Raw genomic sequence first — 26,719 nt, 5'->3', positions numbered from 1 at the left:
GGCTTAACTATGCCGGAGCAGATACCTCTGAAGACGGCAGGTCGGCTGTGTTACGCGGTGTCATCCGCCGCGAAAGGAGCGCGCCGGCGATGGTGATCAGGGACATCGCGGCCAGGACGACGCCGGGATGCCACCAGGCGCCGTCGGTTTGGATGCCGAACCACGCGGTGATGGACGGGGTGAACCCGGACAGGATGCCGGCGAAACTGTAGGCCAGGGACATGGCCGTGAACCCGGTGCGGGCCGGGAACAGGTCGGCCATCAGCCCGCCCAGGGCGGCCCAGGCTGCTGTCGGGGCAATACCGCCGATCAGGATGGTGAGGATGTACACCGGCTCGTTGGCCTTGCTGATGATGAAGTACAGCGGGAAGGAAATCAGCAGGGTGGCCACCGCGCCGGCCAGGACCATGCGGGCTGAGCCGATCCGGTTGGCCAGGAAGCCGAAGGCGGGGATGGTTGCCAGTTGCAGCACCGAACCCACCAGCGCAGCGTTCAGGACCGTGGATTGGGACAGCCCCAGCTCAGTGATCCCGTAGGACTGGGTGTAGGTGGTCATCAGGAAGTAGGAGCCGATGCCCAGCAGGGCGGCTGAGGCGGCCACCAGCAGCGCCAGCCACTGCGTGCGCAGCACTTCCAGGACAGGAACGCGGATGACCTGGTGTGCCTTGGCTACGCCCTTGAAGACGGGGGTCTCATCAATGGCCAACCGCATGTACAGGGCAATGCCCATAAAGGGGAAGGCGAGCAGGAACGGAATCCGCCAGACCCCCGCTTCCATGGCTTCATCGGAGACCTGGGCCAGCAGCAGGAAAATGCCGGTGACCATGATGGTGCCTACCGGGGAGCCGATCTGCGGGATGGCTGCGTACAGGGCACGCTTCCGGGGTGCTGCGTGCTCGGTGGCGATCAGGATGGAACCGCCCCATTCACCGCCTACGGCCAGGCCCTGCAGGAGGCGGAGCAGGACGAGCAGCAGCGGGGCCCAGACGCCGATGGTGTTGTAGTCCGGGAGCAGGCCCACGGCACCGGTGGCAACACCCATCAGGACAATGGTGCCGATCAGGGAGGTTTTCCGACCCACCCGGTCACCGATGTGTCCGAACAGAATGGCTCCGAGCGGACGGGCCACGAAGCCCATGCCCAGCGTGAGGAAGGAGAGCAGTGTGCCGGTCAGGGGATCCACGTCCGGGAAGAAAATCCGGTTGAGGATCAGCGCTGCGGCGGTGCCGAAGACATAGAAGTCATAGGACTCCAGTGCGGTGCCTAGGAAAGATGCGCCGGCAACCTTGCGGGCCATCTTGGCTGATGAGGGGGCGTCCGGTGTGGCCGGTGTGAGTGAAGTAGACACGGAAAGGAATTGTCCTATCCGCCGTCACTTTCGCCAAGTTCCTGAGTCCAAGGTCACATCCGCGCCGTTCCGCCAAGCGGAAGCTGCCCCCTACTCCCCGGAAATCCGGGCGCGGTCGGGGGAATCCTCCGGTAACCGGCCGAGGACCAAGGTGCGGCCCGCAGCGGTCAGCGCCGGACCCACGGCCGCTGCGTCCTGCACGTACCCGTGCACCATGGCACCGTCGCGCAGCATCAGCAGCTGGTCCGCCAGCTGCTCCGGGTCCCGGATCCCCAGCCGGGCGAGCCGGCCGGCAACCAGGCCGTGCAGCCATTGGCGGTGCGCGGAGACCACAGCACGGACCGGATGCTCCGGATCCGGATATTCGGCGGCCGCATTTATGAAGGGACAGCCGCGGAAGTCCGGAGTGCAGGCTTCGGTGCCCATGGCTTCTGCGAGCTGGCGCAGGCCGGTGCATGGATCCGGATCCAGCTGCTCGGCCTGCCGGCGCATGCCTTCGGACTGGTCCTGCAGGTAGGCAACCACCAGATCGTCCTTGGACCGGAAGTGACGGTAAAAGGTGACCTTCGTGGTGCCGGCTGCGGCAATGATCTTGTCCGCGCTGACGGCGCGTACGCCCTCGGTGTAGAAGAGGCTTGAGGCCCGGCGAAGGATTCGTTCGCGCACATCCGACGGTTTGGCTGCCATTTCCTGTTCCCCTGCTTCCGCTGCTGCTGTGACCTGCTGTGTCCACCTCTTGTGTCCATCTGTTGCGGTAGACGTACTAGTTAGTCTACCTTGAAGGGGACCGAGTTTTCCATCACGAAGGAGTTCCCATGAGCGCTTTGTACACCGCAGCTGCCACCGCCACCGGAGACGGACGCAACGGCGAAGCCCGCACCAGCGACGGCAAGCTTGAGGTCAACCTCTCCACTCCTACCGAAATGGGCGGTTCCGGTGAGGGCACCAACCCCGAGCAGCTTTTTGCCACCGGTTACGCAGCCTGCTTCCTCTCGGCCCTGAAGATGGTTGCCCGGATGGAGAAGGCAGCCATCGCAGATGCCGCAGTGACAGCGGACGTCAGCATCTACAAGCAGGACGAAGGCGGCTTCAAGCTCGGCGTGGCCCTGCACGTGGAGATGTCCGGCGTGGACGAGGCGACGGCGGACAAGCTGGTCCAGGCCGCGCACCAGGTCTGCCCTTACTCCAATGCCACCCGCGGCAACATTGAGGTGGAGCTGGACGTCACTGTCGGCTAATCACCGGCAACTGCCATAAACGCCACAGGCGCCCTCCCCGGTCCGGGGGAGGGCGCCTGTGCTGTTATGCCGGGAGCGGTTACTTCCGCAGTGATTCGGCGATCTGCTGCATCACCGTGTTGTCGGCCAGGGTGCTCGAGTCCCCGGCTTCGCGACCTTCCGCCACATCCTTGAGGAGACGCCGCATGATCTTTCCGCTGCGGGTCTTGGGCAGTTCGGGAACCACCAGGATGTGCCGCGGCTTGGCAATGGGGCCAATCTCCTTGCCCACATGGTTGCGGAGGGTGGTGACAATATCGTCGTCGTCCTTGGCGCTGCCGCGCAGGATCACGAACGCCACCACGGCCTCGCCGGTGGTGTCATCCGCCGCGCCGACGACGGCGGCCTCGGCCACCGACGGGTGGCTCACCAGTGCCGATTCAATCTCGGTGGTGGAGAGCCGGTGCCCGGACACGTTCATCACGTCATCCACGCGGCCCAGCAGCCAGATGTCGCCGTCCTCATCCTTCTTGGCACCGTCGCCGGCGAAATACATGTTGTCGAACCGGGACCAGTAGGTTTCCTTGAACCGCTCCGGATCTCCCCAGATGCCGCGCAGCATGGACGGCCACGGCTCCTTGACCACCAGGAAGCCGCCGGAACCGTTCGGAACCGGTTCGCCCATTTCGTCCACCACGTCCACCGAGATGCCCGGCACGGCTACCTGGGCCGAGCCAGGCTTGGTGGCCGTGACCCCCGGCATGGGGGCGATCATGTGCCCGCCGGTTTCGGTCTGCCACCAGGTGTCCACGATCGGAGCCGGGTTCTCCTTCTTTCCGCCGTTCGCGCCAATGACGTTCCGGTACCACATCCAGGCCTCCGGGTTGATGGGCTCGCCCACGGTCCCCAGCACCCGGATGGAATCCAGGTTGAATTTCTGCGGGATGTCCCGGCCCCATTTCATGCAGGTGCGGATGGCGGTGGGGGCGGTGTAAAGGATGGAGACCTTGTACTTTTCCACCAACTCCCACCAGCGGCCCTGATGCGGGGTGTCCGGTGTCCCCTCGTACATCAGCTGGGTGGCTCCGTTAATCAGCGGTGCATAGGCCACGTAGCTGTGCCCGGTGACCCAGCCGATATCCGCGGTGCACCAGTACACGTCCGTCTCCGGCTGCAGGTCAAAGGTATTCCGGTGGGTGAATGCCGTCTGGGTCAGGAAGCCGCCGGTGGTGTGCAGGATGCCCTTGGGCTTGCCGGTGGTGCCGGAGGTGTAGAGGATGAACAGCGGATGCTCCGAGTCGTGTCCGACGGCGGTGTGTTCCGTGTCCGCGGTATCCACGACCTCGTGCCACCAGCGGTCCAGGCCGTCGGTCCACTCCACGGGTTCGCCGTTGCGGCGGACCACCAGCACGTTTTCCACGGTGTGGCCGGGCGCGGCGAGGGCTGCGTCAACGGCGGGCTTGAGTGCGCTGGGCTTGCCGCGGCGGTAGGAACCGTCGGCGGTGACCACCAGTTTGGCTTCCGCATCGTCAATTCGGCTGCGAAGGGCGTCCGCCGAGAAACCGCCGAAGACCACCGAGTGCACTGCACCGATCCGGGCACATGCCAGCATGGTGATCACGGCTTCGGGAATCATCGGGAGGTACACCGCGACCCGGTCGCCCTTGGCCACGCCCAGGGACTCAAAGGCATTGGCTGCCTTCTTGACCTCTTCCGTGAGGGCTGCGTACGTGTAGGTGCGGGTATCGCCCGGTTCACCTTCAAAGTAGATAGCAACCCGGTCACCGCGGCCCTCCTCCACATGCCGGTCCAGGGCGTTGTAGGCGGCGTTGAGCTTCCCGCCTACAAACCACTTGGCAAACGGGGCATCGGACCAGTCCAGGGCCTGGTCGAAGTCCTGGTCCCAGGCCAGAATGCTGCGGGCCTGCCGGGCCCAGAACTCCGGACCGTCAGCCGCATCCTCGTACAGGGACGGCTGCGCCACCGCAGCGGCCGCGAATTCGGCGCTGGGCGGGAAGCTTCGGCTTTCGTGCAGCAGGTTCTCGAAGGCGTCTCCGTGCTTCTTTGCAGGGGACTGATCAGACATAGTTGAACCCTTTCACTTCGCGTCAATCCATCACATGGTGATGGTGGATGGCTGGCATCCACACTAACGCCGGTTTTCCGCTGTTGTGGCAGCGGTCACACAAAGAGTTACAAAACGGCCTGATTATGCGGTGAGCGGTATGTCACTGCCTCGGGGCGCGCCGTTGCTCGGCTAGTCTGCCTCGCCGTCGTTGATTTAGGCTGTCTGAAGGAAGTAACCGCTTTTGTGCCGTATATGCGCACCTCCCGTTATCCGCAGGCCCGCAGGGTCCCGGCGCGGAGGTCGTGAATGGAGATCAGTATGAATAACCCACCTGTTGAGAACGAGACCAGCAGCACGGCCGGCTCTTCGGAAACCGGCGGCCATCCCTCCGCAACGGCACCCGGTTCCGCGGCGCAGCCGCATGCCGGGACCGCCGGCCGCAGCGCGCGCGAGGCGCTCGCCGGACCGTTCGGACTCCGCGACATTGTGGTGGGTGCTTCCGCACTCGTGATGCTTGTGGGCAGCGTGCTGCCGTTCATCACCGTTTTCAACCTGGGCATTGTGCGCAACCTGAACCTGTGGAACGGGTTCTCCCTGTTCTTCGTCGGCATCGGCATCCTGCTGCCGCTGCTGGTCGCCGGCCTGTTCGCCGCACGCCGGCTGGCTCCCGGGACGAAGCTGCGCGTGGGATCGCTATCCCTCGACCAGTTCGCCTCGGTCTCGGCCGTCCTGGCGCTCGCCTTCTTCTTCATCCAGACGGTGACGGACTTCGCCGTCGGTCCGATGATTGCCCTCATCGGGTCCCTGGGCATGGTGGTTGCGACCACGCTGGCTCCGCACCTTCCGTTCTTTGCCGCGGAGTTCAAGGAACGTCCCGAGGTTCCCGCTGTTCCGGCTGCACGTGAAACCCTGCCGCTGCGGCAGCGTCCGGCCCGCCCCAGGACCGAGTCCGCCAACGCATCATCGCCGGCACCCCGCCGCTTCGAGAACCCCCTCCGCCGTCACAGCGGAGCGGGAACCGATGGCCCGGTAACCGAACGCGGCACCGGTGCTTCTGCCGGCACCGCGGCAGCCGCCTCCGCCGCCGGAACCGCCGTCGTTGGTACTGCAGGCGCCACCAAGGCGCAGGGAAGCCAGCCGCAGCCTGCGCAGCCGGGCAACGTCACGGCACCGGCCGCTGAACAGCCCGCGGCCGCCCCGGCCACTCAGGCACAGGATGTCCAGGCGCCCGCCGCGCCTTCCGGCGGAAGTTCAGAGCCGCTGGCAGCGACCACCGTCAACCCAGTCGTGAGCAGCTCGGAGCCTGCAGCGCCTGCGGCCGGGGAAAGCGATGCCGAACCCATCACCGCCACCCGGGATGAGTCCGAGTCTGTCGTGGAGGCCTTCTGGTTCGCCGTGGGAACACCGCGGCAGATTGTTGATGAGCGCACCGGCCTGCCGCTGTTTATGTTCCACCCCGGAGACTGGGAACTGGGACTGGAAGACCGCGGCGACGAATTCCTGGTCCAGGACAAGCGCACCGGCCGGATTGGCGTGTTGCGGGACCTGAGCAACATCGAGCGCGTGGACACCGACCAGTAAAGCGGCTCCTGCCGGCACCGGCATCAGCAACGCGCTGCCAGCAGCGCACAACCGTCAGCAGAAGGACAGCAGCATTGGCTAAGGCAACCGGTAATGATCCGTCCCTCCTCGCCCTGAAGCGGAGGGCCCGGCGGATCAACCGGATGCTGGGCGAGGTTTACCCGTATGCGGTGGCCGAGCTGGACTTTGGGAACGCGTTTGAACTCCTCGTCGCCACGGTGCTGTCGGCGCAGACCACGGACATCCGGGTGAATGCGGTGACGCCGATCCTGTTTGCCCGGTACCCGGATGCCAGGGCACTCTCCGAGGCAGACGAGGAGACGCTGCAGGAGATCATCCGACCCACCGGGTTCTTCCGGGCGAAGGCGGCGAGCGTGAAGGCGCTGTCCGCCCGGCTGGTGGATGAGTACGACGGCGAGGTGCCGAACCGGCTTGAGGACCTGGTGACACTGCCCGGCGTCGGCCGGAAAACGGCCAATGTGGTGCTGGGCAACGCCTTCGGTATTCCGGGGATCACGGTGGATACACACTTCGGGCGGCTGGCGCGCCGGTTCGGGTGGACCACGTCCAAGGACCCGGTCAAGGTGGAAGAGGACGTGGCGGCGCTGTTCGAGCCCAAGGACTGGACCCCGCTGTCCAACCGGGTGGTCTTTCACGGACGTCGGGTCTGCCATGCCAAAAAACCTGCCTGCGGCGCGTGCGCCGTCGCCCAGCTTTGTCCCTCCTACGGGGAGGGCGAAACCGATCCCGAGAAGGCACGAAAGCTCCTCAAATACGAGCTGGCCCCGGGACGCGAGGAACTGCACGCCCGGATGATGGCGGCCGAAACCCGCGCGCAGCTGCGTGCTGCCGGATACGGACTGGAAGCATGAGCGCCGTAACGGACCTGGAAACGCTGGCCGCTGCTGTCGCTGCCGGCACCACATCCTTCAACGCCAACATCAACCTGCTGCGCCGCAGCGTCGACCCGGCAACCGCACGTCCGGCCGCCGTGCTGATCCTCTTCGGCGTGCTGGATGACCGGCCGGCGGACTTTTCCGCAGACGCGGTACCGGCCGACGTCGACGTCCTGCTGATCGAGCGGGCCGCTACCCTGAACGACCACCCCGGACAGGTCGCGTTCCCCGGCGGATCGGTGGACGCGGAGGACGCCAGTGCGGTGGACGCCGCCCTCCGTGAGGCACGCGAGGAAACCGGCCTGGACCCCGCCGGCGTCCGGGTCCTCGGGTCGCTGCCCCAGATCGGACTGCCGTTCAGCAACTTCCTGGTGACCCCGGTGCTGGGCTGGTGGGACAAACCCACTCCTGTGGATGTGGTGGACTACGGCGAATCGGCAGCGGTTTTCCGGGTCCCCGTGGCGGACCTGATCAATCCCGAAAACCGCCGGACCGCAGTCCTCCCGGGCCAGGGCCGGTCAACAGGCACCCCTGCCTTCCTGGTCAATGACGTCCTCGTATGGGGCTTCACCGGCATCATCCTTTCCAGCGTCCTGGATGAACTCGGCTGGGCACAGCCCTGGGACGAGACCCGGGAGATCGTCCCGGCTCTGTAAGAGGCCAACCCCTTCATCCCGTCACAACTCTGTGTCGGGGCCCGCGTACCCTCCCGGGCAGGGCTATTCTTTAGATGCCCGAAAAATCGGGCAGAGAAGCGATCCGCCCCGTCCAGGGGAATGCCGTCCGGCTATCAGGGGGAAACTATGGCCGTGGCGGCCACACGAGCGCGGCACCGGAGCAAAGCGGCACCACCGGCGGGTAAACGGTTCCGCACCGACATCCAGGCCATGCGTGCCCTTGCCGTGGTCCTGGTCGTACTGAACCATCTGTGGCCCCAGAGACTCCCCGGCGGCTATGTTGGCGTTGACGTGTTCTTTGTGATTTCCGGGTTCCTCATTTCCTCCCACCTGGTGCGCGAGATTGAGGCCACGGGCCGTTTGAGGCTCGGCGCATTTTACGCGCGCCGTGCACGCCGCCTGTTTCCTGCTGCCTTCCTGGTCCTCGCCGCATCCATGCTGCTGACCTTGCTGTTCCTCCCCTACCCCCAATGGATGGCCACGGCGCAGGAAGTCCTGGCCAGCGTTTTCTATGCCGAGAACTGGTTGCTTGCCGCTAAGAGTGTGGACTATTCAGCCATGACGGAGGCCGCCTCCGCCGTTCAGCATTACTGGTCCCTCTCGGTGGAAGAGCAGTTCTACCTGTTGTGGCCTTTGGCCCTGATTCTGTTTGCAGCCTTGGCCCGGCGCCGTGGGCGTCACGTCCGTAATGTGCTGCTTCTAGCGGTTTTCGGCGTGGCGGCTATGTCCCTTCTTTACAGCGTCTATGTCACGGTGAGTTCTCCGGAACAGGCATACTTCGTGACTCCTGCCAGGGTATGGGAGTTTGCCGTCGGAGCTGGGGTGGGCTTGGCCGCTGTGCAGCTACGCTCTATTGTCTTCCGCAATGTGCTGGCTATCGCGGGCTTCGGCCTGATCCTGGCAAGCGCCCTCACCTTCGATGCCGAAACACCGTTTCCGGGCTGGACTGCGCTGGCGCCCGTACTGGGCTCGGCCTTGGTGATCCTCGCAGGGGCTGGCCGCCGAGGGCTCATTCACGATGTCCTGACGGCTCTGCCACCCGTGCAGTTTGTCGGCAAGATTTCCTACTCGCTTTACCTTTGGCACTGGCCGCTGATCGTGGTGGCACCTTACGCACTTGGAGTCGTACCGACGGCCCCATACAAACTGGGCATCCTGGCCGCCGCCATCCTGCTGGCCTGGGGCACTAAGCGGTGGGTGGAAGACACCTGGATCAAGCCGGGCTCCGGACGGACCCGTCGGCATATTGGGCGCCACGCTGCACAGGTCCCGGGATTCCGGGCACCGGTCGCCGGTATGGCTGCTGTCGCGGTTGCAGCAGCACTTTTAGGCGTCGTCGGTGACACGAAAGAGGAACAAGCCCTGGAACTCGCTGCCGCCGGAGCTTCCGGCCCGTGCTACGGCGTCGCAGCCCTGGAGAACCGGGAGTGCAGCAACCCTTTCGCCATTCCGGTAGCCGTTCCCCATATGGGTAAGGAAAACGAGTACTGGACACTCCCTACGGAGTGCGCTGGAACCGAAGACAAAATGAAGGAGGGCGGCGGCCCCGTAGTCTGTGATTTTTCGGGAGGCAATCCCGAAGCTGAAACCGCCTGGTTGGTGGGAGATTCCCACGCCCAGCACTGGCAGGAGCCGGTGCTGATGCTGGGGAAGGAACACGGTTGGAAGGTCAACATCAGCTACCTCGGCGCCTGTCCTCTCCTGGACGCACCCATCGTGTCCTACCAAGGCAAGAATACGCACCCGGCTTATGTGGAGTACTGCCAGAAATGGGGTCGCTACGTTACCGATACCATCGAGGAAGACGCACCCGACAGGGTGTTTGTGAGCATGTTCGTAGCCGGGGAGGTCATTGATGACGGGACCGGGGCTTCACAGAACGAGCAGTACATCCAGGCGCTGAGCCGGGACTGGCAACGCTGGGTCGATGCAGGGTCCGTCGTGATTCCCCTTGCAGACCCGCCGCTCAATGGAATGGTCCGGGACCCTATGTGTCTTTCCCTGAACTCCACCACTCCCCTTGAATGTGCGGCCCCGAGGGAGCAAGCGGTGAGCGCGAACCCCTTCGCAGGGGCGGCAGAACGGATGGGAAGCGAGAACGTCAGACCTGTCGACCTGACCGATTTCTTCTGCGATTTGCGCAATTGCTATGCAGCCGTGGGAGGCATGTCCGTCTACTTCGACGGCAACCATATGAACGCACAGTACTCACGTCAGCTTGCCCCCCATATTGCAACGGTCTTGGACTGACCCGGGTTACTTGGCGTCGGCGTAGGAATCCACGGGAGTGACGAGTACGGGAAACTCCAGCGGAATGGAACCGAAAAGCAGCCTGGTCGCCGCGGCGGCGGCGTCGGACACCAGGGCGCTGACTTCCTCCACCCGGTCCGCCGGGACGTGGAGCATCACTTCGTCATGCAGGAAAAAGACCAGTTCTCCCGCGGGGGAGGCGGAAGAGGCCGCGCGCAGCCGGCGCCGGATCTCTGCCAGCCAGCACAACGCCCATTCCGCGGCGCTGGCCTGGACGACGAAGTTGCGGGTGAACCGTCCGCGGGAGCGGGCCAGGGATTCCGCGCGGCGCTGTTCCTCCGCGCTGGCGCTGCGCTGGGTCTGCAGCCAGCGCTCCGACGGCGGCGGACAGCTGCGCCCGAGATGACTGCTGACGACCCGTCCGGCCTCCCCGGCCCGGGCGCCGCGCTCCACCACGCCGATGGCCTGGGGGTAGGCACGGGTCAGCACGGGCATCAGGCGCCCGGATTCGCCGCTCGTAGCACCGTACATGGCACCCAGCATCGCCATTTTGGCCTTGGCCCGGTCGCCGTCGAAATTAACGTCCGCGATTCCCTGATAGAGGTCCTTGCCGCGGGCGGCCGCTGCCAGCGCCGAATCCTGCCCCAGGGCAGCAAGCACCCGGGGCTCCAGCTGGGCGGCGTCGGCCACCACAAACCGGTGTCCGGGATCGGGACGGACGGCATCGCGTACGGTTTTGGGAATCTGCAGGGCGCCTCCGCCGCGGGAGGCCCACCGCCCCGACACCACCCCGCCCACCACATACTCGGTGCGGAACCGGCCGCCCTCCACCCAGGCATCCAGCCAGGTCCATCCATTGGCCGTGAGCAGCCTGGCGAGCTTCTTGTATTCCAGCAGCGGCCCGATAGCCGGATGGTGGTGCTGCTGCAGTTCCCACGAGCGTGTGCTGCGCACTTCTATACCGGCCCGGTGCAGGGCGCGCAGAAGCTCCTGCGGGGAATCCGGGTTGAACCCGGGGTTGCCCAGCAGCCGGCGCAGCTCGTTCGCAAGATCTTCAAGTTTCTCCGGGCGCCGTCCTTCCGGCGGACGCGGACCGAGCGCGTCCATGAGCATGGCCTCGTGGAGGTCACGCCGCCAGGGAATGCCGGCGTGCTCCATTTCCACCGCGATCATGCCGCCGGTGGACTCAGCGACCGTGAGCAGGGTGAGCTTCGCCGGGGCCTCGGAGCGGGCCACGGCGTGAAGCTGGTCGGCCAGCTCCGCCGTGAGCTCGGCGATGCCGTTCCGGCGCGGACCCGCGGACACATCATCCGGGGCATCCAGGGTGTCGAAGATGGAGGTCTGGTTCGGTGACTGCCGCAGCGGCGGCAGCTGCCGGGGCGCCAGGTCCGCTTCCACGTCCGGTGCCTCGGCCCGGAGTTTTTCGATGTACGGAGTCGGCGGGGCGGACTCGGCGAAGCGGAGGATGCCTCGGACGAGGTCCAGGTCATGGCACCGCTCGACCGTGATCCCCGCGGCCAGCAACGGAGCATAGGTGCGGCGGGCAGATTCCCACACCCAGCGGACGGGACGCTGCTCGTAGTGCCTGACGGCATCGGGCAGGTCCCTGGCCGGCACGGTGACCGCCGGCGCCAACGGGGCCCCGGCGTCGTCCGTTTCCTGAAGCGTCCAGTCACCCTCCGGCAGCCGGCCCGATGCCGGACCGGGAGCGAGGATGATATACATGCCTCTATTCTCACCCGGAACCGGGCTCCGGTGGTTCCCGCCGGCGGTGCACCGGCGGGTCCCGTAATGGGGGAGACTGGTAGCTCACCAACTCTCAGGGCGGAAACCACGTGATCACTCTTGCGCAGGACAATGACGGCTTCATCCGGATGGAGCGGCACTTTCCCCTGTCCGCAAGCATCCGGATCAGCTTCAGCGACGGAAGCACCGGGGTGTTCACCGGCGCGCGGGTGAATCGGGCGTACGACGACGCAGTGGCCGTGTTCCGCGCAAAGAACCATTTGGACGCCAAGGGCTTCTCCCGGACGGCCAAGCTGCCCCGGAATGCCAAGATCAATGCGGTTCCGGTTTCCCCCGACATGGGGAAGTAAGCGTCCCCGGGGCCGCCGGGAGGGGCCCCGGCAGCCGGGACCCTCGCTCGGCTGGGCCCCAGGGGCTGCCGGATGAAAACAGGCTCAGCCGGAATGACGCAGTTTCAGCCGGAGGAAGCAGCGGATGCGTCGGCGCCCAGATGCCCGGAGACATGCCGCAGCAGATCGGGCACCACTGCCGGATGGAAGTAGTGCCCCATGCCCGGGATCGTCAGCGAGCGTGCGCCCGGGATGGCCGCAGCTGTTGCCGCGCCTCCGCTTGGATGCACAATCGGGTCCTTGTCGCCGTGGATTACCAGCGTGGGAGCCTTGATCCGAGCGAGATCGCCGGTGCGGTCTGCCGAGGCATTGATCGCACCCAGCTGCCGGGCGCGGGCAGTTCCGCCGTCCGGGTAGGCACCGCGGTCCCAGACCTGGCCGGCCAGCTCCGCTTCGGTGGACGGGTCCGCCGGGTTGGCCCGCCCGGAAAGATGCCGCATCATTCCCACCCGGGCCCGGATGAATTCCTCGCGGGTCCGCGGCGGACGGGCTGCGAACCGGCGCTTGGTGGAGAACGCCGCGGCGCCGACGTGCCGGGCACCGGTTGTGGAGATCAGCGAGGTCAGCGTGAGCACCCGGTCCGGGTGGTGGGCGGCAACCGACTGGGCAATCATCCCGCCCAGCGACATTCCCACCACATGCGCCCGCTCCACCTGCAGATGATCCAGCAGCCCGATGACGTCGTCGGCCATGTCCTCAATCAGGTAGGCGCCGGGCATTGGCCGGGCCAGAGCCTGATGCAGCACCGTGGGGGTGGGCGTATCCATCCGGTCGGAACGCCCGGCGTCGCGGTTGTCCAGGCGGATCACGCGGTGACCGGCCGAGGTAAGGCCCGCCACGAACGGGGCGGGCCACGCGGTCAGGTCCAGTCCCAGACCGGATAGCAAAACTACCCGCTCACCGCCCTCGGGGCCTTCCGCGCGGTAGCAGAGGCGCAGCCCCGACTCCAGCGTGACGAAGCGGTCGGTACCGTCCGGCACCTCGCCGGGCACCTGGCCCTGCGGCCCGCTGAACTGCAGGTATTTGTCCACCAATGCACCTTTTTGCAGGTCCCGGCGGTCGGCCAGGAAGTTCATTGTCATCAGCCATGGCGCCGCCATTCCCTGCCGGGGGAGTTCCGCCAGGCTGCGCTGGACGTACCCGGCGCCGAAATCCAACAGCGGCCTGGTGGGCATGCCAGAAGGCGCCACCGGCACGGCCGCGGCGTACTCCTGCCGGTCCATAGCCGTGAGCAGACGGGAGAACCATCTGGTCACCAGCCCGATCTTCAAGGTCCAGGAGGCATTGGTGTAACCGATGGCGAATGCCATGTTCGGGATACCGCTGAGCATCACTCCGCGGTAGGCAACGTGGTCGGTCAGGTCCACCGGCGTGCCGTCCAGGCGAAGGTCCATGCCGCCGAAGACCTGCACAGTGAATCCCGTGGCAGTCACTACGACGTCGGCTTCCACTTCCGCCCCTGAGGCCAGACGGAGGCCGCGTTCGGTGAATCCTGTGGTCTGTCCGGTGACCATGGTGGCTTTGCCGCTGCGCAGTGCGGCAAAGAAATCGCCGTCCGGAACGGCGCATAAGCGCTGGTCCCACGGCTGATACGGCGGGTTCAGGTGCTCCCGCTCGAAACCCTCCGGAACGGCACGGGACTGGATGCCGCGGATGACCTTGCGTGCCAGCTTCGGCCAGCGCCGGCAGAAGGACCAGATGGCCAGCTGGCGGCGGGCGCTGACCTCGGCCATGATCCGGCCGGTGCGTTCGGGGCCGACGACGCCGCGTAGCCGCCGGGCCACCGGGTCCGTTGCGGGAACGGGGAGGATGTAGGTGGGGGTGCGCTGGACCATGGTGACCTGCGCACCCAGTTCCGCCAGGGCCGGAACCAGAGTGACGGCGGTGGCTCCGCTGCCGATGACGGCGATCCGCCTGCCGGCGACCTCCAGGTCTTCGGGCCAGTGCTGCGGATGCACCACCGGCCCGGTGAACTGTTCCCTGCCGGGTAAATCGGGGGCATACCCCTGGTCGTAGCGGTAATAGCCGGCGGCGTTGAAGATCCAGTTGGCTGTCAGATGAAGGATCTCTCCGCTTTCCACTGGCTCGGCGGCGGCACCGTCCGGGCCGGCTTCCGGGGTGCGGGTGCGCTCCACGGTCACGGTCCAGCGCGCATCCCTGGTGGACCAGTCAGCGGAAAGCACCTTGTGGTGGTAGCGAATCAGGGCATCCACGCCGTACTCGGCGGCAGTGCCCTTCAGATATTCCAGAATGCTGGCGCCGTCGGCTATGGCCTTCTCTTCCCGCCAAGGACGGAAGTCATAACCGAAGGTGTACAGGTCTGAGTCGGAACGGACGCCGGGATAGCGGAACAGGTCCCAGGTCCCGCCCGGGCGGCCCCGGGTTTCCAGGAGGGCGACGGAACGGCCCGGGTGGTCTTCGCGCAGACGGCAGGCGACCCCAATGCCGCTGAGCCCGGCGCCGATGATCAACACGTCCAGATGTTCCACGCCCGAATCCATGACTCCCCGTTTCCTCTGCGGGCACGCCTTTATGCCCGGTTACCGCGACCCTATCGGAACCCTCCCACGTTATCCGGTTGGTCTAACGTTTCACCCGCCACTCACCGGGTTTTGTCAGCACCGGACGGTGTGCGGCTCTTTCCCTCCACACCGGGTCACCGGCGCCGGGTTGTCCGCATTCCCTGTCGAGGGCGTGGGCGGCGCGGTGCTGCCTGTCAGGGTGGGCTGATGAACCTAGAACATGGCGCTGGGCATACGGCGCCGCCGGGAGACAGGTATACAGACGCCGGGGGCACCGTTTCCGGACGGCTCACGGGAAGGCAGGGCCGGAGAACGCTCCAGGGCGACGGTGGCCGGCCAGCGGTGGCAGCGGTCCTCGTGTCCGGGGACCAGGGGGTGCAGGACGAAGTGGCACGGGTGGGCGCAGCAGCGGGAGTGGAAATCTCACTGGCCGTGGATATCGGTACCGCCCTCGCGATGCGACCCGAAGTGCTGCTGCTGGACAGCGGCCGGCTCCGTCTCCTGCCCGGCAGGGGCGGTGCAACGGCCGGAAGCGGGGCGGGAACCCCTGACGTCATAGTCATAGGGCTGGCCGGGGACACGGCTGTCTGGGATGTTGCGGCCTACAGTTCCGCGGCGCGGGTTGCTGTCCTGCCCGCCGCGGCGGGCTGGCTTGCGGGTTATCTGGGCCGCCGGCGCAACAGCTCCGGCGGGGGAACGGTGCTCGGCGTGCTGGGAAGCGGCGGCGCCGGCGCGTCCACAACGGCCTGCTGGCTGGCCGCCGCCGCCGTCGAAACGGGAGTATCAGTTCTGCTGTTGGAAGCAGACCCGTGGGGTGCCGGACTTGAGTGGGCACTGGATGCCGGCGACCTGCAAGGTGTTCGATGGCCGGACCTGGAGGGAATCAGTGGCAGCCTGAACCCTGTGCAGCTGGCCGCCGGCCTGCCGGCTCTGGGCGGTTTTTCCCTGCTGGCACGAGGGCCGGGACTGCTTCCCGCGGATGAAGCGGTGACCGGTGCAGTCCTTGACGCCGCGCGCAGCGGATTTGAGCTGACCATCGTGGATCTGGGCAGCAGCACCGGTACCGAGCCGCTGCTGCACCTCTGTGAGGAGCTTTTACTGGTGGTGCCCGGCCGGGTCAGCGGCGTCCTCGGCGCCCGGTCCCTGCTGCTCCGCCTTGGCAGTGCGAAACCTCACGCGGTGGTGCGGGGACCGCTCGGAGACGGGTTGGATGAGCTCCTGGTGGCCAATGCCCTTGGACTCCCGCTGGCAGGGTATCTTCCCTTCCTGCGCGCCACTGCCCGCTCAGAGGGTTCCGGCAGGGTGCTGGCCGACGCCGGACGCCCGCGGATCCGGCGGGCTGCGCAGCGGATCCTGGCCAAAGTATCGCCGGCCCCGGCAGGGGAGGTGACGTGAGCGTCGGGGAGAACGGCGGTCCGCCCCGCGGGGCCCGGCAGCTGCCGGGCGCCGACCCTCTGCTGGCCCGGGTCCGGGACCGGATGCTGGCACACCCGGAGCCGGTGACCGGGGCACGGCTGGCCGCCGCAGTGCAGGCCAGCGGACGCCTGCTGGGGTCCGAAGGAACGCTCCATGCAGTGGACCGGATGCGCGCCGAACTGCAGGGGCTTGGGCCTTTGCAGCCACTGGCGCTGCACCCGGGGGTCAGCGACATCCTGGTCAACGGCCCGGACCGGGTGTGGGTGGACAGCGGCCACGGCCTGGAACTCACCGGTATCCGGTTTGCCGGTGACGCCGAAGTCCAGTCACTGGCAACCCGTCTGGTCGCGGCCGGGGGCCGGCGTCTGGACGACTCCTGCCCCTGCGTTGATGTGCAGCTGCCGGGATATCGGGTGCACGCAGTGCTTCGTCCCGTGTCCACCGGGTCCACGCTCCTCTCCATCCGGATTCACCGGACCCGGACCTTCACCCTTGCCGAGCTGACGCGGACCGGAACACTGGATATTGAGTGCGAACGGGTGCTCCGCTCAATCATCAGACACCGCTTGAACTTCATGGTCAGCGGCGCAACGGGCACCGGCAAAACCACGCTCCTCTCGACGCTTCTCTCACTCAGCGGACCCCGGGAACGGCTGGTGCTGGTGGAGGACGCAGCGGAACTGGAACCGGACCATCCCCACGTGGTGGGCCTGCAGACCCGGCATGGGAACGTGGAAGGCACCGGGGTGCTGGATCAAACCGAGCTGGTCCGGCAGGCTCTTCGGATGCGGCCGGACCGGCTGGTGGTCGGGGAATGCCGGGGAGCTGAAGTCCGTGAACTGCTGGCGGCACTGAACACCGGCCACGACGGAGCGGGCGGGACCATCCACGCGAACTCGGCATCAGGTGTTCCGGCACGACTGGCGGCGCTGGGAGCGCTCGCGGGAATGAGCCCGGAAGCGGTGGCATTGCAGGCTGCGGCAGCGCTGGACGTTGTGATCCACCTGCACCGGGCGGCCGGTGTCCGCACTATCTCCGAAGTTGCCGTCCTGATGCTTTCGAACGGTCAGCTGACCGCTGTCCCGGCCCTCCGGCGCGAAGGAGCGACCTACCGGCGAGAGAGTGGGTGGGCGGAACTCGAACGCCGGCTTCAGCTGCGCGCTGCGGCGGAAGCCGATGATGGACCTGCTGCGGATGGACCTGCAGCGGACAGACCCGCAACGGAAGGACCACGCGTGACGGCATGGCAGGCCTGACCATCACCATGCTGCTCGCCGCAGCTGCAGTGCTGATGTTCGGCAGGAGACCGGACCGGCAGATTCGCCGCCGGGGAAGAGGCCCAAATGGTCCTTCCCCGGGCAAAGCCCGAAAACGCAGGGACAGGACGGATGCGGATGCGCCGGCGCTGCTGGTCCGCGAACTTGCCGGCCTGCTGGCGGCAGGCCGTCCGGCGTACCGGATCTGGGCCGACGCGGCTACGCTCTACGCGGCCGGGGCGCCGCGGAACGCACCGGCTCATCCCTTTGCTGCCGTGCTGCAGGCAGCTGCGGCGTCGGCTGCCCTGGGACTCAGTCCCGTTCCGGTGCTGGCGGCAGCGGGGCGGGCAGATGACGGCGCGCCGGATCCGTTGCTGCGGGAGCTATGGGCGGGCCTGGCCGTCTGTGTCCGCGTGTCCGAGCGCAGCGGAGCACCCTTGTCCCGAGTGCTCACCCGCTACGCCGGTCAGCTGGACGCTGCCCGCGATGCAGCCTCGGACCGAGAGAGCGCATTGGCGGGGCCGCGGGCAACCATGCGCCTGCTGACCTGGCTGCCCGGTGGCGGGATCATCCTCGGGTACCTGCTGGGCGGCAACCCGCTGCAGATTCTGACAGCGACGCCGCTTGGCTGGTCCGCCGCCGCAGCCGGAGGCGGGTTCTGGCTGGCAGGCCGCGTCTGGTCCGGGCGGCTGGTCAGGGACGCCGCAAAGCCGGCTGAGGACGTACCGGGATGACTGGGTTGCTGGTCTTTGGGTTGCTCTCCGCATCTGCCCTTTTATTCGGTGGCGCCGGCAGAATCGCTCCGCTGCAGGATTCCGGGCCGCGCAGCGAACCGCAGGAAGAAGGATCGATCGGAGACCCGGCGCTGATGCTGGACCTGGTCGCCGCGATGCTTGAAGCCGGTCAACCACTTGTGTCCGCCCTGGGGATACTCCGGGAGGGAGTGGACCCGGGCACTGCCCGGGGACTCGAGCGTTTGCTGCGGGCACTGGAACTGGGGATGCCATGGGACGCCGCCTGGCAGTTATCCGCCGGCGCCGGTACCGGGCGCGTCCCGTTGCAGAGTCGGAGACAGCGGCTCCGCCAGCACCCGCACACGACCGAGCCGCCAGCGTCCGGCACACCGGCCGATCTACCGGCATCGGATGTGACTGGTGTGGTTGTACCTTCTTCGGCGGCGTTCAGGGCGCTGGGTCCGGCACTGCGGTTCACGGCACTGACGGGGGCCCCATCGGCAGCTGTGCTGCATTCCCAGGCGGATGCCCTCCGCCGGCGCCGGCAGGCGGAGGGGAGACGCAGGGCTGCCGCCCTTGGGGTCCGCCTGGTGGTACCGCTGGGGTTGTGCTCCCTTCCGGCATTTGTGGCACTGACTGTCGTTCCGCTGCTGATGTCCCTGTTGCCGGGCCGGTTGTGACTGCTTCCGGCATGACGGAACCGAGCCCGCCCCCATGCTCCCTCCACAGGCCGCTGCGCGCCCGGCCTTGTCCCCGGCTTCCCTGCTCCAGGGGCCGGGAGCCGGCATAACCGGACAGGATCAGGTTCCGGACCTTTTCATTAGGAGGAAAAGCCCATGCAAACAAACACCAGGCTCGACAAGCACCGCCCCGCCGAGCCGAATCCGGCTGTGCAACCGTTTCCGCCCAGCCAGCAGTCCGGCCATATCCCGCTGGCAGAAGGGGCCCGGGAACCGAACCGCAAGCACCCAGAGCGCGCCTATTGCCCCAATCCGGAATCGGACGGAACCCACGGGCTGCATGGTCTGACGGCACGTTCCGGTGCGGCCCGGCGGGCCCTGCTGACGGGGACGCTGCCGTCCCCGTTACCGGAAAAAAGGCCGGGCCGGCTCCGGCCGCCGCGGGAGCAAAAGCCGTCTTGCGGCACAGTTCCTGAGTTCCGGCCGGAGCCGTTGGCCGGTTCCGACCGGGAAGCAGGCATGGCCACCGCCGAATACGCCATCGCAACCCTTGCAGCCGTTGCTTTTGCGGGATTGCTGGCGGTTATCCTCGGCGGCGACGAAGTCCGCGCCATGCTGATCTCGTTGATTCGTTCCGCGCTGACATTGGGATAGGGATAACCCTTGTGGACACGTCGGGAATGCGGGACATGTCGGGAATGCGGGGACACCGGACAGGCCGGGGCGGACCCGCAGGCAGGAAGCACCGGGAGTTCCGGGCAAACCGGGAGCGCCGGGAAAGCCGGGAGCAACGGGTGCACCGGGAGCGCCGGGTAGTTGGGGGCCGCCCGGCAGGCTTGGATCCGCCGGAGAGGGGTGCCGTGACGGCCGAGTTCGCGACGGCATTGCCGGCCATCGTTTTGGTGCTGGTGTTCGGGCTAACCGGGATATCCGCAGGCATTACCCAGCTGCGGTTGGAAGAAGCGGCCCGCGCGGCAGCACGGGAGGTGATGCGGGCTGACACCACGGCGGCGGAGGCTGCAGTTCAGCGTCTGGCAGGCGGATCAGCTCAGCTGGTGCTGACCCGGGACGGGGAGTGGACGGTAGTGGAGGTGCGCAGTTCCCTGTCGCTTCCGGTGCTGAGCCTGCTGCCCCTGGAACTAACCGCGGACGCCGTGGCCTTCCCGGGGGACGGAGGTTATCCCGTTGGCACTCCGGCCCGGTGAAAGTCCCGCTGAGGAAGGAAAGCAGAAACCTGCTGATACGCCGCATGTCCGGCCGGTAAAGGACGTGAACAACAGGGGAGCGAATGACAGGGGAATGAACGAGAGGGGAGCAGGGACAATCGCCGCAATGGGGATCTGCCTGGCGCTGCTGGGGTTTTCCATGGCTGGCCTCATACTGGCCCAGGCCTCCGTTGCTGCTGTACGTGCCGCCACCGCTGCCGACCTGGCAGCGCTCGCGGGAGCGGATGCGCTGCGCGGGTTGGGGCCGGGCGGTGCCACACCGCTTTCGGGACGGAGCGTGCCGGGAATCGCAATGCTGTCCGGGAGTCCCCCCGGCGGAGACAGGTTGACGGAAACCGGCGCACTGGCCAGTGCCCACGTGCGCGGGGGAGGTGATGATGGGTGCGGTGTGGCACGTCGCGTAGCCCTGCGGAACGGCGGGGTGGTCAGCACCTGTGCCGCCGATGAGGCAACAGGCATCCTCAGGGTCGAAACGGAGGTGGCCATCCCTGCCTTGCCGGTTCCGGCGACCGGCAGGGCGCGGGCGGGTCCGCCCGGCTGAGCCGTCGGGCGGGCTGCCGGGGACCCGGTGATGTGAGAATCGGGCGCATGAGGCTCCAAGACGGCAATTTCACCGGCGGGCAGGCACTTGCGAGCCCGGCAGGTGGCGGGCCAGGCCAGCAAGCCCGCCACCTGCCCGGCGCCGGGCCTGTGCCTAGGAAGTCAGCGCCACGGCATCAGGGGCATGCTCCAACAGAACGTTGAGCAGCGTAACGGCCCCCTTCTTGTCCAGCGGATTGTTTTTGTTGCCGCACTTCGGGGACTGAACGCAGGACGGACAGCCGCCCTCACATTCGCAGGCACGGATTGCATCCCGGGTCGCTGTCAGCCAGGTCCGGGCGGCCTCGTAACCGCGTTCGGCAAAACCGGCACCGCCCGGATGCCCGTCGTAGACAAAGATGGTCGGCTTCTCGGTGTCCGCATGCAGGGCAGTGGACACCCCGCCGATGTCCCAGCGGTCGCTGGTGGCCACCAGCGGCAGCATGCCGATGGACGCGTGTTCGGCGGCATGCAGGGAACCGGGGAAGTCCGCCGGGGCCAGTCCGGCCGAGACGAGGAACTTCTCGTCAATGACAAACCAGACCGCCTTGGTGAAGAGTTCCTTGGCCTCCAGCTCCAGCGGCTCCTCCCCAAGGATTTCGTTGGATATGAGGGCCTTGCGCTGGTAGGAGACCACCTGAGTGGTGACTTTCACCGTGCCGAAACAGGCCTGGATGCCGTTCCACTCCTCGGTGCGTTCGGTCTCCAGCACCGCAACCTGGGTGATGTCCCGGGCCTGGGTGTAGAACTCGGGGTTGGTCCGGGTCACCATGGCGCAGTGGTCGGCTTCGTTCAGTTCGTCCACCAGATAGGTGGTGCCCTGATGAACGTAAATTGCCCCGGTGTGGGCCTGGTACTGGGCCTGCGGGGAGTCCATGGTGCCCAGCAGGGTGCCGGTTTCGGATTCCACAATGTTGATCGGCCCACCACCGGCGGCGCGCAGGTTCACCATCGATGCGGCGCTTTCGGGGTGCGTCCAGAACCAGCCGGACGGCCGTTTGCGCAGGTATCCCTGCGCCACCAGCTGGCCCAGCAGCCCGGCCGCAGCCGGACCGAACAGCTCACGCTCGTCGGGCGTCACGGGCAGCTCGGCGGCCGCGGCGCAGAGATGCGGCCCCAGGACGTAGGGATTGGACGGGTCAAAAACCGTCGCTTCCACGGAAATGTCGAAGATGGCTTCGGGATGGTGCACCAGGTAGGTATCCAGCGGGTCGTCACTGGCCACAAACGCGGCCAGCGCATCCTGGCCGGACCGCCCGGCCCGGCCGATCTGCTGGAAGAGGGATGCCCGGGTTCCGGGCCAGCCCGCCACCAGTACGGCGTCCAGTCCGGAAATATCAATGCCCAGCTCCAAGGCGGAGGTGCTGGCAATGCCCAGCAGCTCCCCGCTGCGCAGCCGCCGTTCCAGCTCCCGCCGTTCTTCCGGCAGGTAGCCCGAACGGTAGGCGGCCACGCGGCCGGGCAGGGAAGGATGCACCTCGTCCAGCAGGCGGCGGGTGATGGTGGAAATGGTTTCCGCACCGCGGCGGGACTTGATGAACGCGATGGTGCGCACCTGTGCGGCCACCAGATTCGCGAGCAGGTCCGCGGTCTCGGCCACCACGGTGCGCCGGGACCGGGCACCGTTCTCACCCTTGAGCTCAGTCAGCTGCGGCTCCCACAGGGCCACGGTGGTGGAGCCGTGCGGTGACCGGTCCTCCGTCACGGAGGTCACGGGAGCGCCGATCAGCCGGCTGAAGGACTGTTCCGGGTCGGCGGAGGTTGCCGAGGCGCCGATGAACACCGGGTCGGCCCCGTAATACCGGCAGATCCGCCGCAGCCGTCGCATGAGGTTGGCAACGTTGGAGCCGAACACCCCGCGGTAGCTGTGCGCCTCGTCGATGATGACGTATTTCAGCCGCCGGAAGAAGCGGGCCCACCAGGTGTGGTTGGGCAGCACACCGAAGTGCAGCATGTCCGGGTTGGCCAGGACCAGGTTGGCGTGGTCCCGGATCCAGCGCCGCGCACCGGTGTCCGTGTCGCCGTCGTACGTTTCCGCCCGGACCGTTGGCAGCTTCAGCGAATTGACTGCCGCCAGCTGGTCCGCGGCCAGCGCCTTGGTAGGGGCAAGATAGAGCGCGACGGCGCCGCTGGGTTCCAGCGTCGCCCGGTCATCGAGGGACGTCCGGTGGATGGCGTCCAGTACCGGCAGCTGATAGGCGAGCGACTTTCCGGACGCGGTGCCGGTGGCAATGATCGTGTGGCTGCCGCTATGCGCAGCTTCGGCCGCCTCCATCTGGTGCGCCCAGGGTTCCTGGATGCCCAGATTCCGGTAGGCGGCAACGACGTCGGGGTGGGCCCACCGGGGCCACGGCGCCGTGACGGCGCGGCGGGCAGGGATCTGATGGACGTGCATCAGCTGCTCCGGCTCGGCGCCGCCGCCAAGCAGCGGGATCAGGGAATCATGTAGGGCCACGTGCCCATTCTCCCACCGGCAAAACGGCCCCGGGCCATGTTCACTGCGGGGGAAACCATGTCAACGGCTCCCGGCAAAAGCTCACATTCGGGGCTCGAACATCACCACGCTGGCCAGGGATTCCCACCCCAGATACCGGTACAGTTCCTGCCCGTCCACCGAGGCGACAAGCAGCCCGGCCTCGGCGTCGTCCTCCAGGGCCACGGCGGTCAGGGCGCGCATCACGTAGCTGCCAAGGCCGCGGCGGCGGAAGGCCGGCTCGGTGAGGATGCGGTCAAAGACGGCGTACCCGTTGACCACCGCCACGCTGCCCTGCGCAACCGGCGTGCCCCCCGAGAGAACGGTCACAGATCCGATGTTGTTTGCGTGGCTGGTCTCGGTGGAGAAGTCGTCCCACGGCTGCACTGGTGCCTCCACATCCTGGCCGGACATATCGGCCACCATCAGCACCTCATCGGTGGAACGGACCTGGAGCCCGTAGACGGTGGCGGCGCCGTATATTTCATTGGCGCGCGTGGTCACGATAGTGAACAGCCGGGTGGAGCTGTGCCGGGCGGACGAGGCCAGGGCGGCGAATTCGTCGTGCGAGGGCTCGAGGGCGAAGTACTCCCAGTCATTGGTCCGGTCATGCAGCAGTGCTGCCGGAAAACGTCCCTCGCGCCGCATCCGGTAGCCACGTGCCTGTGCCCAGCCCCTGACCCAGGTCTCCAGCAGATCATCGTCCAGCGCTCTCATAGGTGAACCCTAACGGTGCCTTCGGGGGTAAAGGTATGGATGCCGGGTGAAATGCACGTCCTGCGCAGCGGTCTACCCTAGTGATGTGGCACTGAACCGAATCGCACTGTATTACGCTTTCACCCCCCTCTCCGACCCCGACGCCGTCCGGCTCTGGCAGCGCACCCTGTGCGAGAAGCTGGGCCTGCGCGGACGGATCCTGATCTCCCGGGACGGCATCAACGGAACCGTGGGCGGCCCCCTCGACGCCGTGAAGGCCTACGTAAAGGCGACGCGCGAATACCCCGCCTTCAAGAAGATGGATGTGAAGTACTCCGAGGGCTCGGCGGAGGATTTCCCCCGGCTGAGCGTGAAGGTCCGCGAGGAAATCGTGAGCTTCGGTGCACCCGGCGAGTTGAAGGTGGACGAAAACGGCGTGGTTGGCGGCGGCACCCACCTGCGGCCGGAGGAACTGCATGATCTGGTGGCTGAGAAGGAAAAGGCCGGGGAGGAAGTGGTGTTCTTCGACGGCCGCAACGCCTTCGAAGCGCAGATCGGCAAGTTCAAGGGCGCTGTGGTTCCGGATGTGTCCACCACGCACGACTTCATCAGCGAGCTGGAGTCCGGGAAGTATGACGATCTCAAGGACAAGCCCGTGGTCACCTACTGCACCGGCGGGATCCGCTGCGAGGTGCTTTCCAGCCTGATGGTGAACCGGGGATTCAAAGAGGTTTACCAGATGAAGGGCGGCATTGTCCGGTATGGGGAAACCTACGGTGACAAGGGCCTGTGGGAAGGTTCCCTGTACGTCTTCGACAAGCGGATGCACACCGAGTTCACTGATGAGGCCGTGACCATCGGCCGCTGCGTCCGCTGCGAGGCGCCCACCAGCAAGTTCGAGAACTGCTCCAACCCGTCCTGCCGCAAGCTCACACTGTACTGCGCCGAGTGCGCCTCCGATCCGTCCACCCTGCGCTGCCCGGACGGCTGCGAGGATTAGCCGCCACACTTACTTAGCCGCTGCCTAAGAAAACTATGTACTTCCGCAGATCCCGCTGCTAGTCTCCCGCACACGGGCCGACGGCCCGCGACAGGCCCGAACGGTCCCGGTTTTCGCCGGGCGAGCCGGGAACGGGCGCGGCACGAGGCGGGGATGTGTAGAAGTGGCAGAAGCAGCGGTAAGCGAAGGCAACGGAAGCAACGGAAGTAACGGCAACGGGCAGGCGGCAGCGAAGCCGTCCGCCGGGACCCGGGCACGGTCAGCGCAGGGGCAGCAGGACTGGGACCGGATAGTCGATGTCCTGGTGGTGGGAACCGGCGCAGCCGCCCTGACAGCGGCGATCAAGGCCGCCGACGAGGGCCTGGACGTCCTGGTGGTGGAGAGCACCAAACTCTGGGGCGGCACCACGTCCATTTCCGGCGGAGGGCTCTGGATGCCCAATAATCCGCTGATGAAAAAAGCGGGTGTGCAGGACAGCCGGCAGAATGCGCTCACCTATATGGAAGAGGTGATTGCCGACGTCGGGCCGGTCTCCTCGCGCGAACGCAAGCTGGCGTTCCTGGACACCATCCCTGAGGTGGTGACGTTCCTGGGAAACCTGGGCGTGCAGTGGATGCGGTCCAAGGACTATCCGGATTACTACCCGGACCGGCCCGGCGGCATGGTGGGGCGTTCCCTCGAGGTGAAGGCCTTTGATACCAAGCTGCTGGGCCCTTGGTTTAAGCAGTCCCGGCCGGCGGCCTCCGGCATCCCGGCACCGCTGGCCACCGATGATGTCTGGGAGCTTTCCCGGGCCTGGTCCACTCCCAGCGGCTTTATCCGCGGTGCCCGGTTTGTCTTCCGCACCGTCGGCGGCCTGCTGCGCGGCAAGCGGCTCTACGGGCTGGGTGGCGCACTGGCCTCCTCGCTGATGTACATCGTGCGCAACCAGCAGACGCCCGTCTGGCTGTCGGCGCCGCTGACGGATCTGGTGCAGGACGACGACGGCGCCGTGCTCGGAGCGGTGGTCCGCCGGGACGGCCGGGACATCCGGATCCGGGCCCGCAGGGGCGTGGTGCTGGGGGCCGGCGGCTTTGCCCGCAACGCCGAGTGGCGCGAGAAGTACCAGGGCCTGGAAAAGGAGTACTCCTCGGCACCGGACGGAGACCTGGGCCAGGCTATCGACATAGTGGCCGCACGCGGGGGAGCCCTCGCCCTGATGGATGACGCGTGGTGGGGGCCAACCACCGTGGGACCGAAGGGCGCGGTCACGTTTACCCTGGCCGAACGGTCCATGCCGTTTTCCCTGGTGGTTGACGCCGCCGGCAAACGCTTCCTGAACGAGTCCGAATCCTATGTGGACTTCGGCCACCACATGCTCGAAAACAACCGCAAGGTCCCCGGGGATCCGGCATGGCTGGTGTTCGATGCCCGGCACGCCCGCCGCTACCTGTTCAACGCCCTGCTGCAGGGCCGCAAGGAATGGAAGAACCAGGGGCTGCTGCTGCAGGATGAATCGCTGACCGGGCTGGCCGGAAAAATGGGCGTCCCGCCGGCCGCCCTGCAGGCCACGGTGGAGCGGTTCAACGGTTTCGCGAAGACCGGGATTGATGAGGACTTCCACCGCGGCGACACGGTGTACGACACCTATTACAGCGATCCTCGCGTGAAGCCCAACCCGAACCTTGGCCCGCTGGAAAAGGGCCCGTTCTCGGCTGTCCGCCTCTATCCGGGGGATCTTGGCACCAAAGGCGGCCTGGTCACGGATGCTGACGCGCGGGTCCTGCGGGAGGACGGCAGCGTGATCCCGGGGCTGTACGCCGCCGGCAACACCACGGCGTCGGTGATGGGCCGCACCTATCCCGGAGCGGGGGCCACCATCGCCCCCGCCGTCGTCTTCGGCTACCGGGCGGCTCAGCATGCTGCAGGGCGGTCCGGCGGGACCGACAGTGCAGGTACTGCCGGAATGCCCGCCGCAGCCGGCAG

At 66.9% G+C, this 26,719-nt stretch carries 22 protein-coding genes; 15 read left to right on the top strand and 7 right to left on the bottom strand.

From position 1 onward, the window contains the following. Positions 1-7 precede the first annotated feature (7 nt). Both AC5RVB_RS14770 and AC5RVB_RS14765 read right to left on the bottom strand, forming a co-directional pair. On the bottom strand, positions 8-1,348 hold the full coding sequence (locus AC5RVB_RS14770) for an MFS transporter (protein ID WP_227902534.1): 1,341 nt from the start codon (positions 1,346-1,348) through the stop codon (positions 8-10). Between the two features lie 90 nt (positions 1,349-1,438). Beyond that, positions 1,439-2,035, bottom strand: a complete 597-nt coding sequence (locus AC5RVB_RS14765) for a TetR/AcrR family transcriptional regulator (RefSeq protein ID WP_494143031.1) — start codon at positions 2,033-2,035, stop codon at positions 1,439-1,441. 128 nt (positions 2,036-2,163) lie between these two features. Between AC5RVB_RS14765 and AC5RVB_RS14760 the strand changes: the two genes are divergently transcribed. After that, on the top strand, positions 2,164-2,586 hold the full coding sequence (locus tag AC5RVB_RS14760) for an organic hydroperoxide resistance protein (protein WP_227902531.1): 423 nt from the start codon (positions 2,164-2,166) through the stop codon (positions 2,584-2,586). Positions 2,587-2,665: 79 nt separating this feature from the next. Here the strand turns inward: AC5RVB_RS14760 and acs are convergent, their stop codons facing one another. After that, on the bottom strand, positions 2,666-4,651 hold the full coding sequence (gene acs, locus AC5RVB_RS14755; protein ID WP_227928568.1) for an acetate--CoA ligase: 1,986 nt from the start codon (positions 4,649-4,651) through the stop codon (positions 2,666-2,668). Between the two features lie 300 nt (positions 4,652-4,951). Between acs and AC5RVB_RS14750 the strand changes: the two genes are divergently transcribed. The 4 genes from AC5RVB_RS14750 to AC5RVB_RS14735 all read left to right on the top strand — a co-directional run bounded on the left by AC5RVB_RS14750 (position 4,952) and on the right by AC5RVB_RS14735 (position 10,037). Next, positions 4,952-6,214, top strand: a complete 1,263-nt coding sequence (locus AC5RVB_RS14750; RefSeq protein WP_494143030.1) for a hypothetical protein — start codon at positions 4,952-4,954, stop codon at positions 6,212-6,214. A gap of 74 nt (positions 6,215-6,288) precedes the next feature. Further along, positions 6,289-7,086, top strand: a complete 798-nt coding sequence (nth, locus tag AC5RVB_RS14745) for an endonuclease III (protein WP_227902527.1) — start codon at positions 6,289-6,291, stop codon at positions 7,084-7,086. Further along, complete coding sequence (locus tag AC5RVB_RS14740) at positions 7,083-7,766, top strand: NUDIX hydrolase (RefSeq protein WP_227902525.1); 684 nt, start codon at positions 7,083-7,085, stop codon at positions 7,764-7,766. The genes nth and AC5RVB_RS14740 overlap by 4 nt, the downstream gene beginning before the upstream one ends. Before the next feature lie 231 nt (positions 7,767-7,997). Then, positions 7,998-10,037: an acyltransferase family protein gene (locus AC5RVB_RS14735; protein WP_494143029.1), complete on the top strand. Its 2,040-nt coding sequence runs from the start codon at positions 7,998-8,000 to the stop codon at positions 10,035-10,037. A 6-nt stretch (positions 10,038-10,043) separates the two neighbouring features. Here AC5RVB_RS14735 and AC5RVB_RS14730 read toward each other — a convergent pair whose 3' ends face one another. Beyond that, a complete protein-coding gene (locus AC5RVB_RS14730) occupies positions 10,044-11,762 on the bottom strand; it encodes a bifunctional 3'-5' exonuclease/DNA polymerase (RefSeq protein WP_494143028.1) in 1,719 nt (572 codons plus the stop codon). A gap of 110 nt (positions 11,763-11,872) precedes the next feature. Between AC5RVB_RS14730 and AC5RVB_RS14725 the strand changes: the two genes are divergently transcribed. Continuing rightward, the gene (locus AC5RVB_RS14725; protein ID WP_290244113.1) at positions 11,873-12,133 is read left to right on the top strand and encodes a hypothetical protein; all 261 of its coding nucleotides are present in this window, start codon (positions 11,873-11,875) and stop codon (positions 12,131-12,133) included. Positions 12,134-12,237: 104 nt separating this feature from the next. On the opposite strand, the gene AC5RVB_RS14720 is transcribed toward AC5RVB_RS14725, so the two are convergent. Beyond that, positions 12,238-14,673: an alpha/beta fold hydrolase gene (locus AC5RVB_RS14720; protein ID WP_494143027.1), complete on the bottom strand. Its 2,436-nt coding sequence runs from the start codon at positions 14,671-14,673 to the stop codon at positions 12,238-12,240. Between the two features lie 363 nt (positions 14,674-15,036). Between AC5RVB_RS14720 and ssd the strand changes: the two genes are divergently transcribed. The 7 genes from ssd (at position 15,037) to AC5RVB_RS14685 (ending at position 20,547) form a co-directional block, all read left to right on the top strand. Next, the gene (ssd, locus tag AC5RVB_RS14715) at positions 15,037-16,089 is read left to right on the top strand and encodes a septum site-determining protein Ssd (RefSeq protein ID WP_227928577.1); all 1,053 of its coding nucleotides are present in this window, start codon (positions 15,037-15,039) and stop codon (positions 16,087-16,089) included. Further along, positions 16,086-17,366, top strand: coding sequence for a TadA family conjugal transfer-associated ATPase (locus AC5RVB_RS14710; RefSeq protein WP_494143026.1), 1,281 nt, complete (start codon positions 16,086-16,088; stop codon positions 17,364-17,366). The genes ssd and AC5RVB_RS14710 overlap by 4 nt, the downstream gene beginning before the upstream one ends. After that, positions 17,354-18,100, top strand: coding sequence for a type II secretion system F family protein (locus tag AC5RVB_RS14705; RefSeq protein WP_494143025.1), 747 nt, complete (start codon positions 17,354-17,356; stop codon positions 18,098-18,100). Before AC5RVB_RS14710 ends, AC5RVB_RS14705 begins: the two co-directional genes overlap by 13 nt. After that, the gene (locus AC5RVB_RS14700) at positions 18,097-18,780 is read left to right on the top strand and encodes a type II secretion system F family protein (RefSeq protein WP_227902510.1); all 684 of its coding nucleotides are present in this window, start codon (positions 18,097-18,099) and stop codon (positions 18,778-18,780) included. The genes AC5RVB_RS14705 and AC5RVB_RS14700 overlap by 4 nt, the downstream gene beginning before the upstream one ends. 156 nt (positions 18,781-18,936) lie before the next feature. Then, positions 18,937-19,434 (top strand): DUF4244 domain-containing protein, encoded by a 498-nt coding sequence (locus AC5RVB_RS14695; RefSeq protein WP_227928582.1) that lies wholly within the window; start codon positions 18,937-18,939, stop codon positions 19,432-19,434. Positions 19,435-19,640: 206 nt separating this feature from the next. Continuing rightward, positions 19,641-19,985 carry a TadE family type IV pilus minor pilin gene (locus tag AC5RVB_RS14690; protein ID WP_227928583.1) on the top strand — a complete coding sequence of 115 codons (345 nt, stop codon included), beginning with the start codon at positions 19,641-19,643 and terminating at the stop codon, positions 19,983-19,985. A gap of 94 nt (positions 19,986-20,079) precedes the next feature. Continuing rightward, complete coding sequence (locus AC5RVB_RS14685) at positions 20,080-20,547, top strand: hypothetical protein (RefSeq protein WP_494143024.1); 468 nt, start codon at positions 20,080-20,082, stop codon at positions 20,545-20,547. A 153-nt stretch (positions 20,548-20,700) separates the two neighbouring features. Here the strand turns inward: AC5RVB_RS14685 and AC5RVB_RS14680 are convergent, their stop codons facing one another. Both AC5RVB_RS14680 and AC5RVB_RS14675 read right to left on the bottom strand, forming a co-directional pair. After that, positions 20,701-23,040, bottom strand: coding sequence for a DEAD/DEAH box helicase (locus AC5RVB_RS14680; protein ID WP_494143023.1), 2,340 nt, complete (start codon positions 23,038-23,040; stop codon positions 20,701-20,703). 81 nt (positions 23,041-23,121) lie between these two features. Next, positions 23,122-23,775: a GNAT family N-acetyltransferase gene (locus tag AC5RVB_RS14675; RefSeq protein ID WP_227928588.1), complete on the bottom strand. Its 654-nt coding sequence runs from the start codon at positions 23,773-23,775 to the stop codon at positions 23,122-23,124. Between the two features lie 85 nt (positions 23,776-23,860). Here AC5RVB_RS14675 and trhO point away from each other — a divergent pair, with 85 nt between their 5' ends. Further along, the gene (gene trhO, locus AC5RVB_RS14670; RefSeq protein WP_227902498.1) at positions 23,861-24,754 is read left to right on the top strand and encodes an oxygen-dependent tRNA uridine(34) hydroxylase TrhO; all 894 of its coding nucleotides are present in this window, start codon (positions 23,861-23,863) and stop codon (positions 24,752-24,754) included. A gap of 163 nt (positions 24,755-24,917) precedes the next feature. Beyond that, positions 24,918-26,719: FAD-binding protein (locus tag AC5RVB_RS14665; protein ID WP_494143022.1), on the top strand; the 1,802-nt coding region annotated here is incomplete at its 3' end.

The organism is Arthrobacter sp. Y3225209, assembly GCF_059090685.1.
The sequence above is the reverse complement of the archived record's forward strand: the minus strand, read 5'-3'. Positions and strand labels throughout refer to the sequence as shown.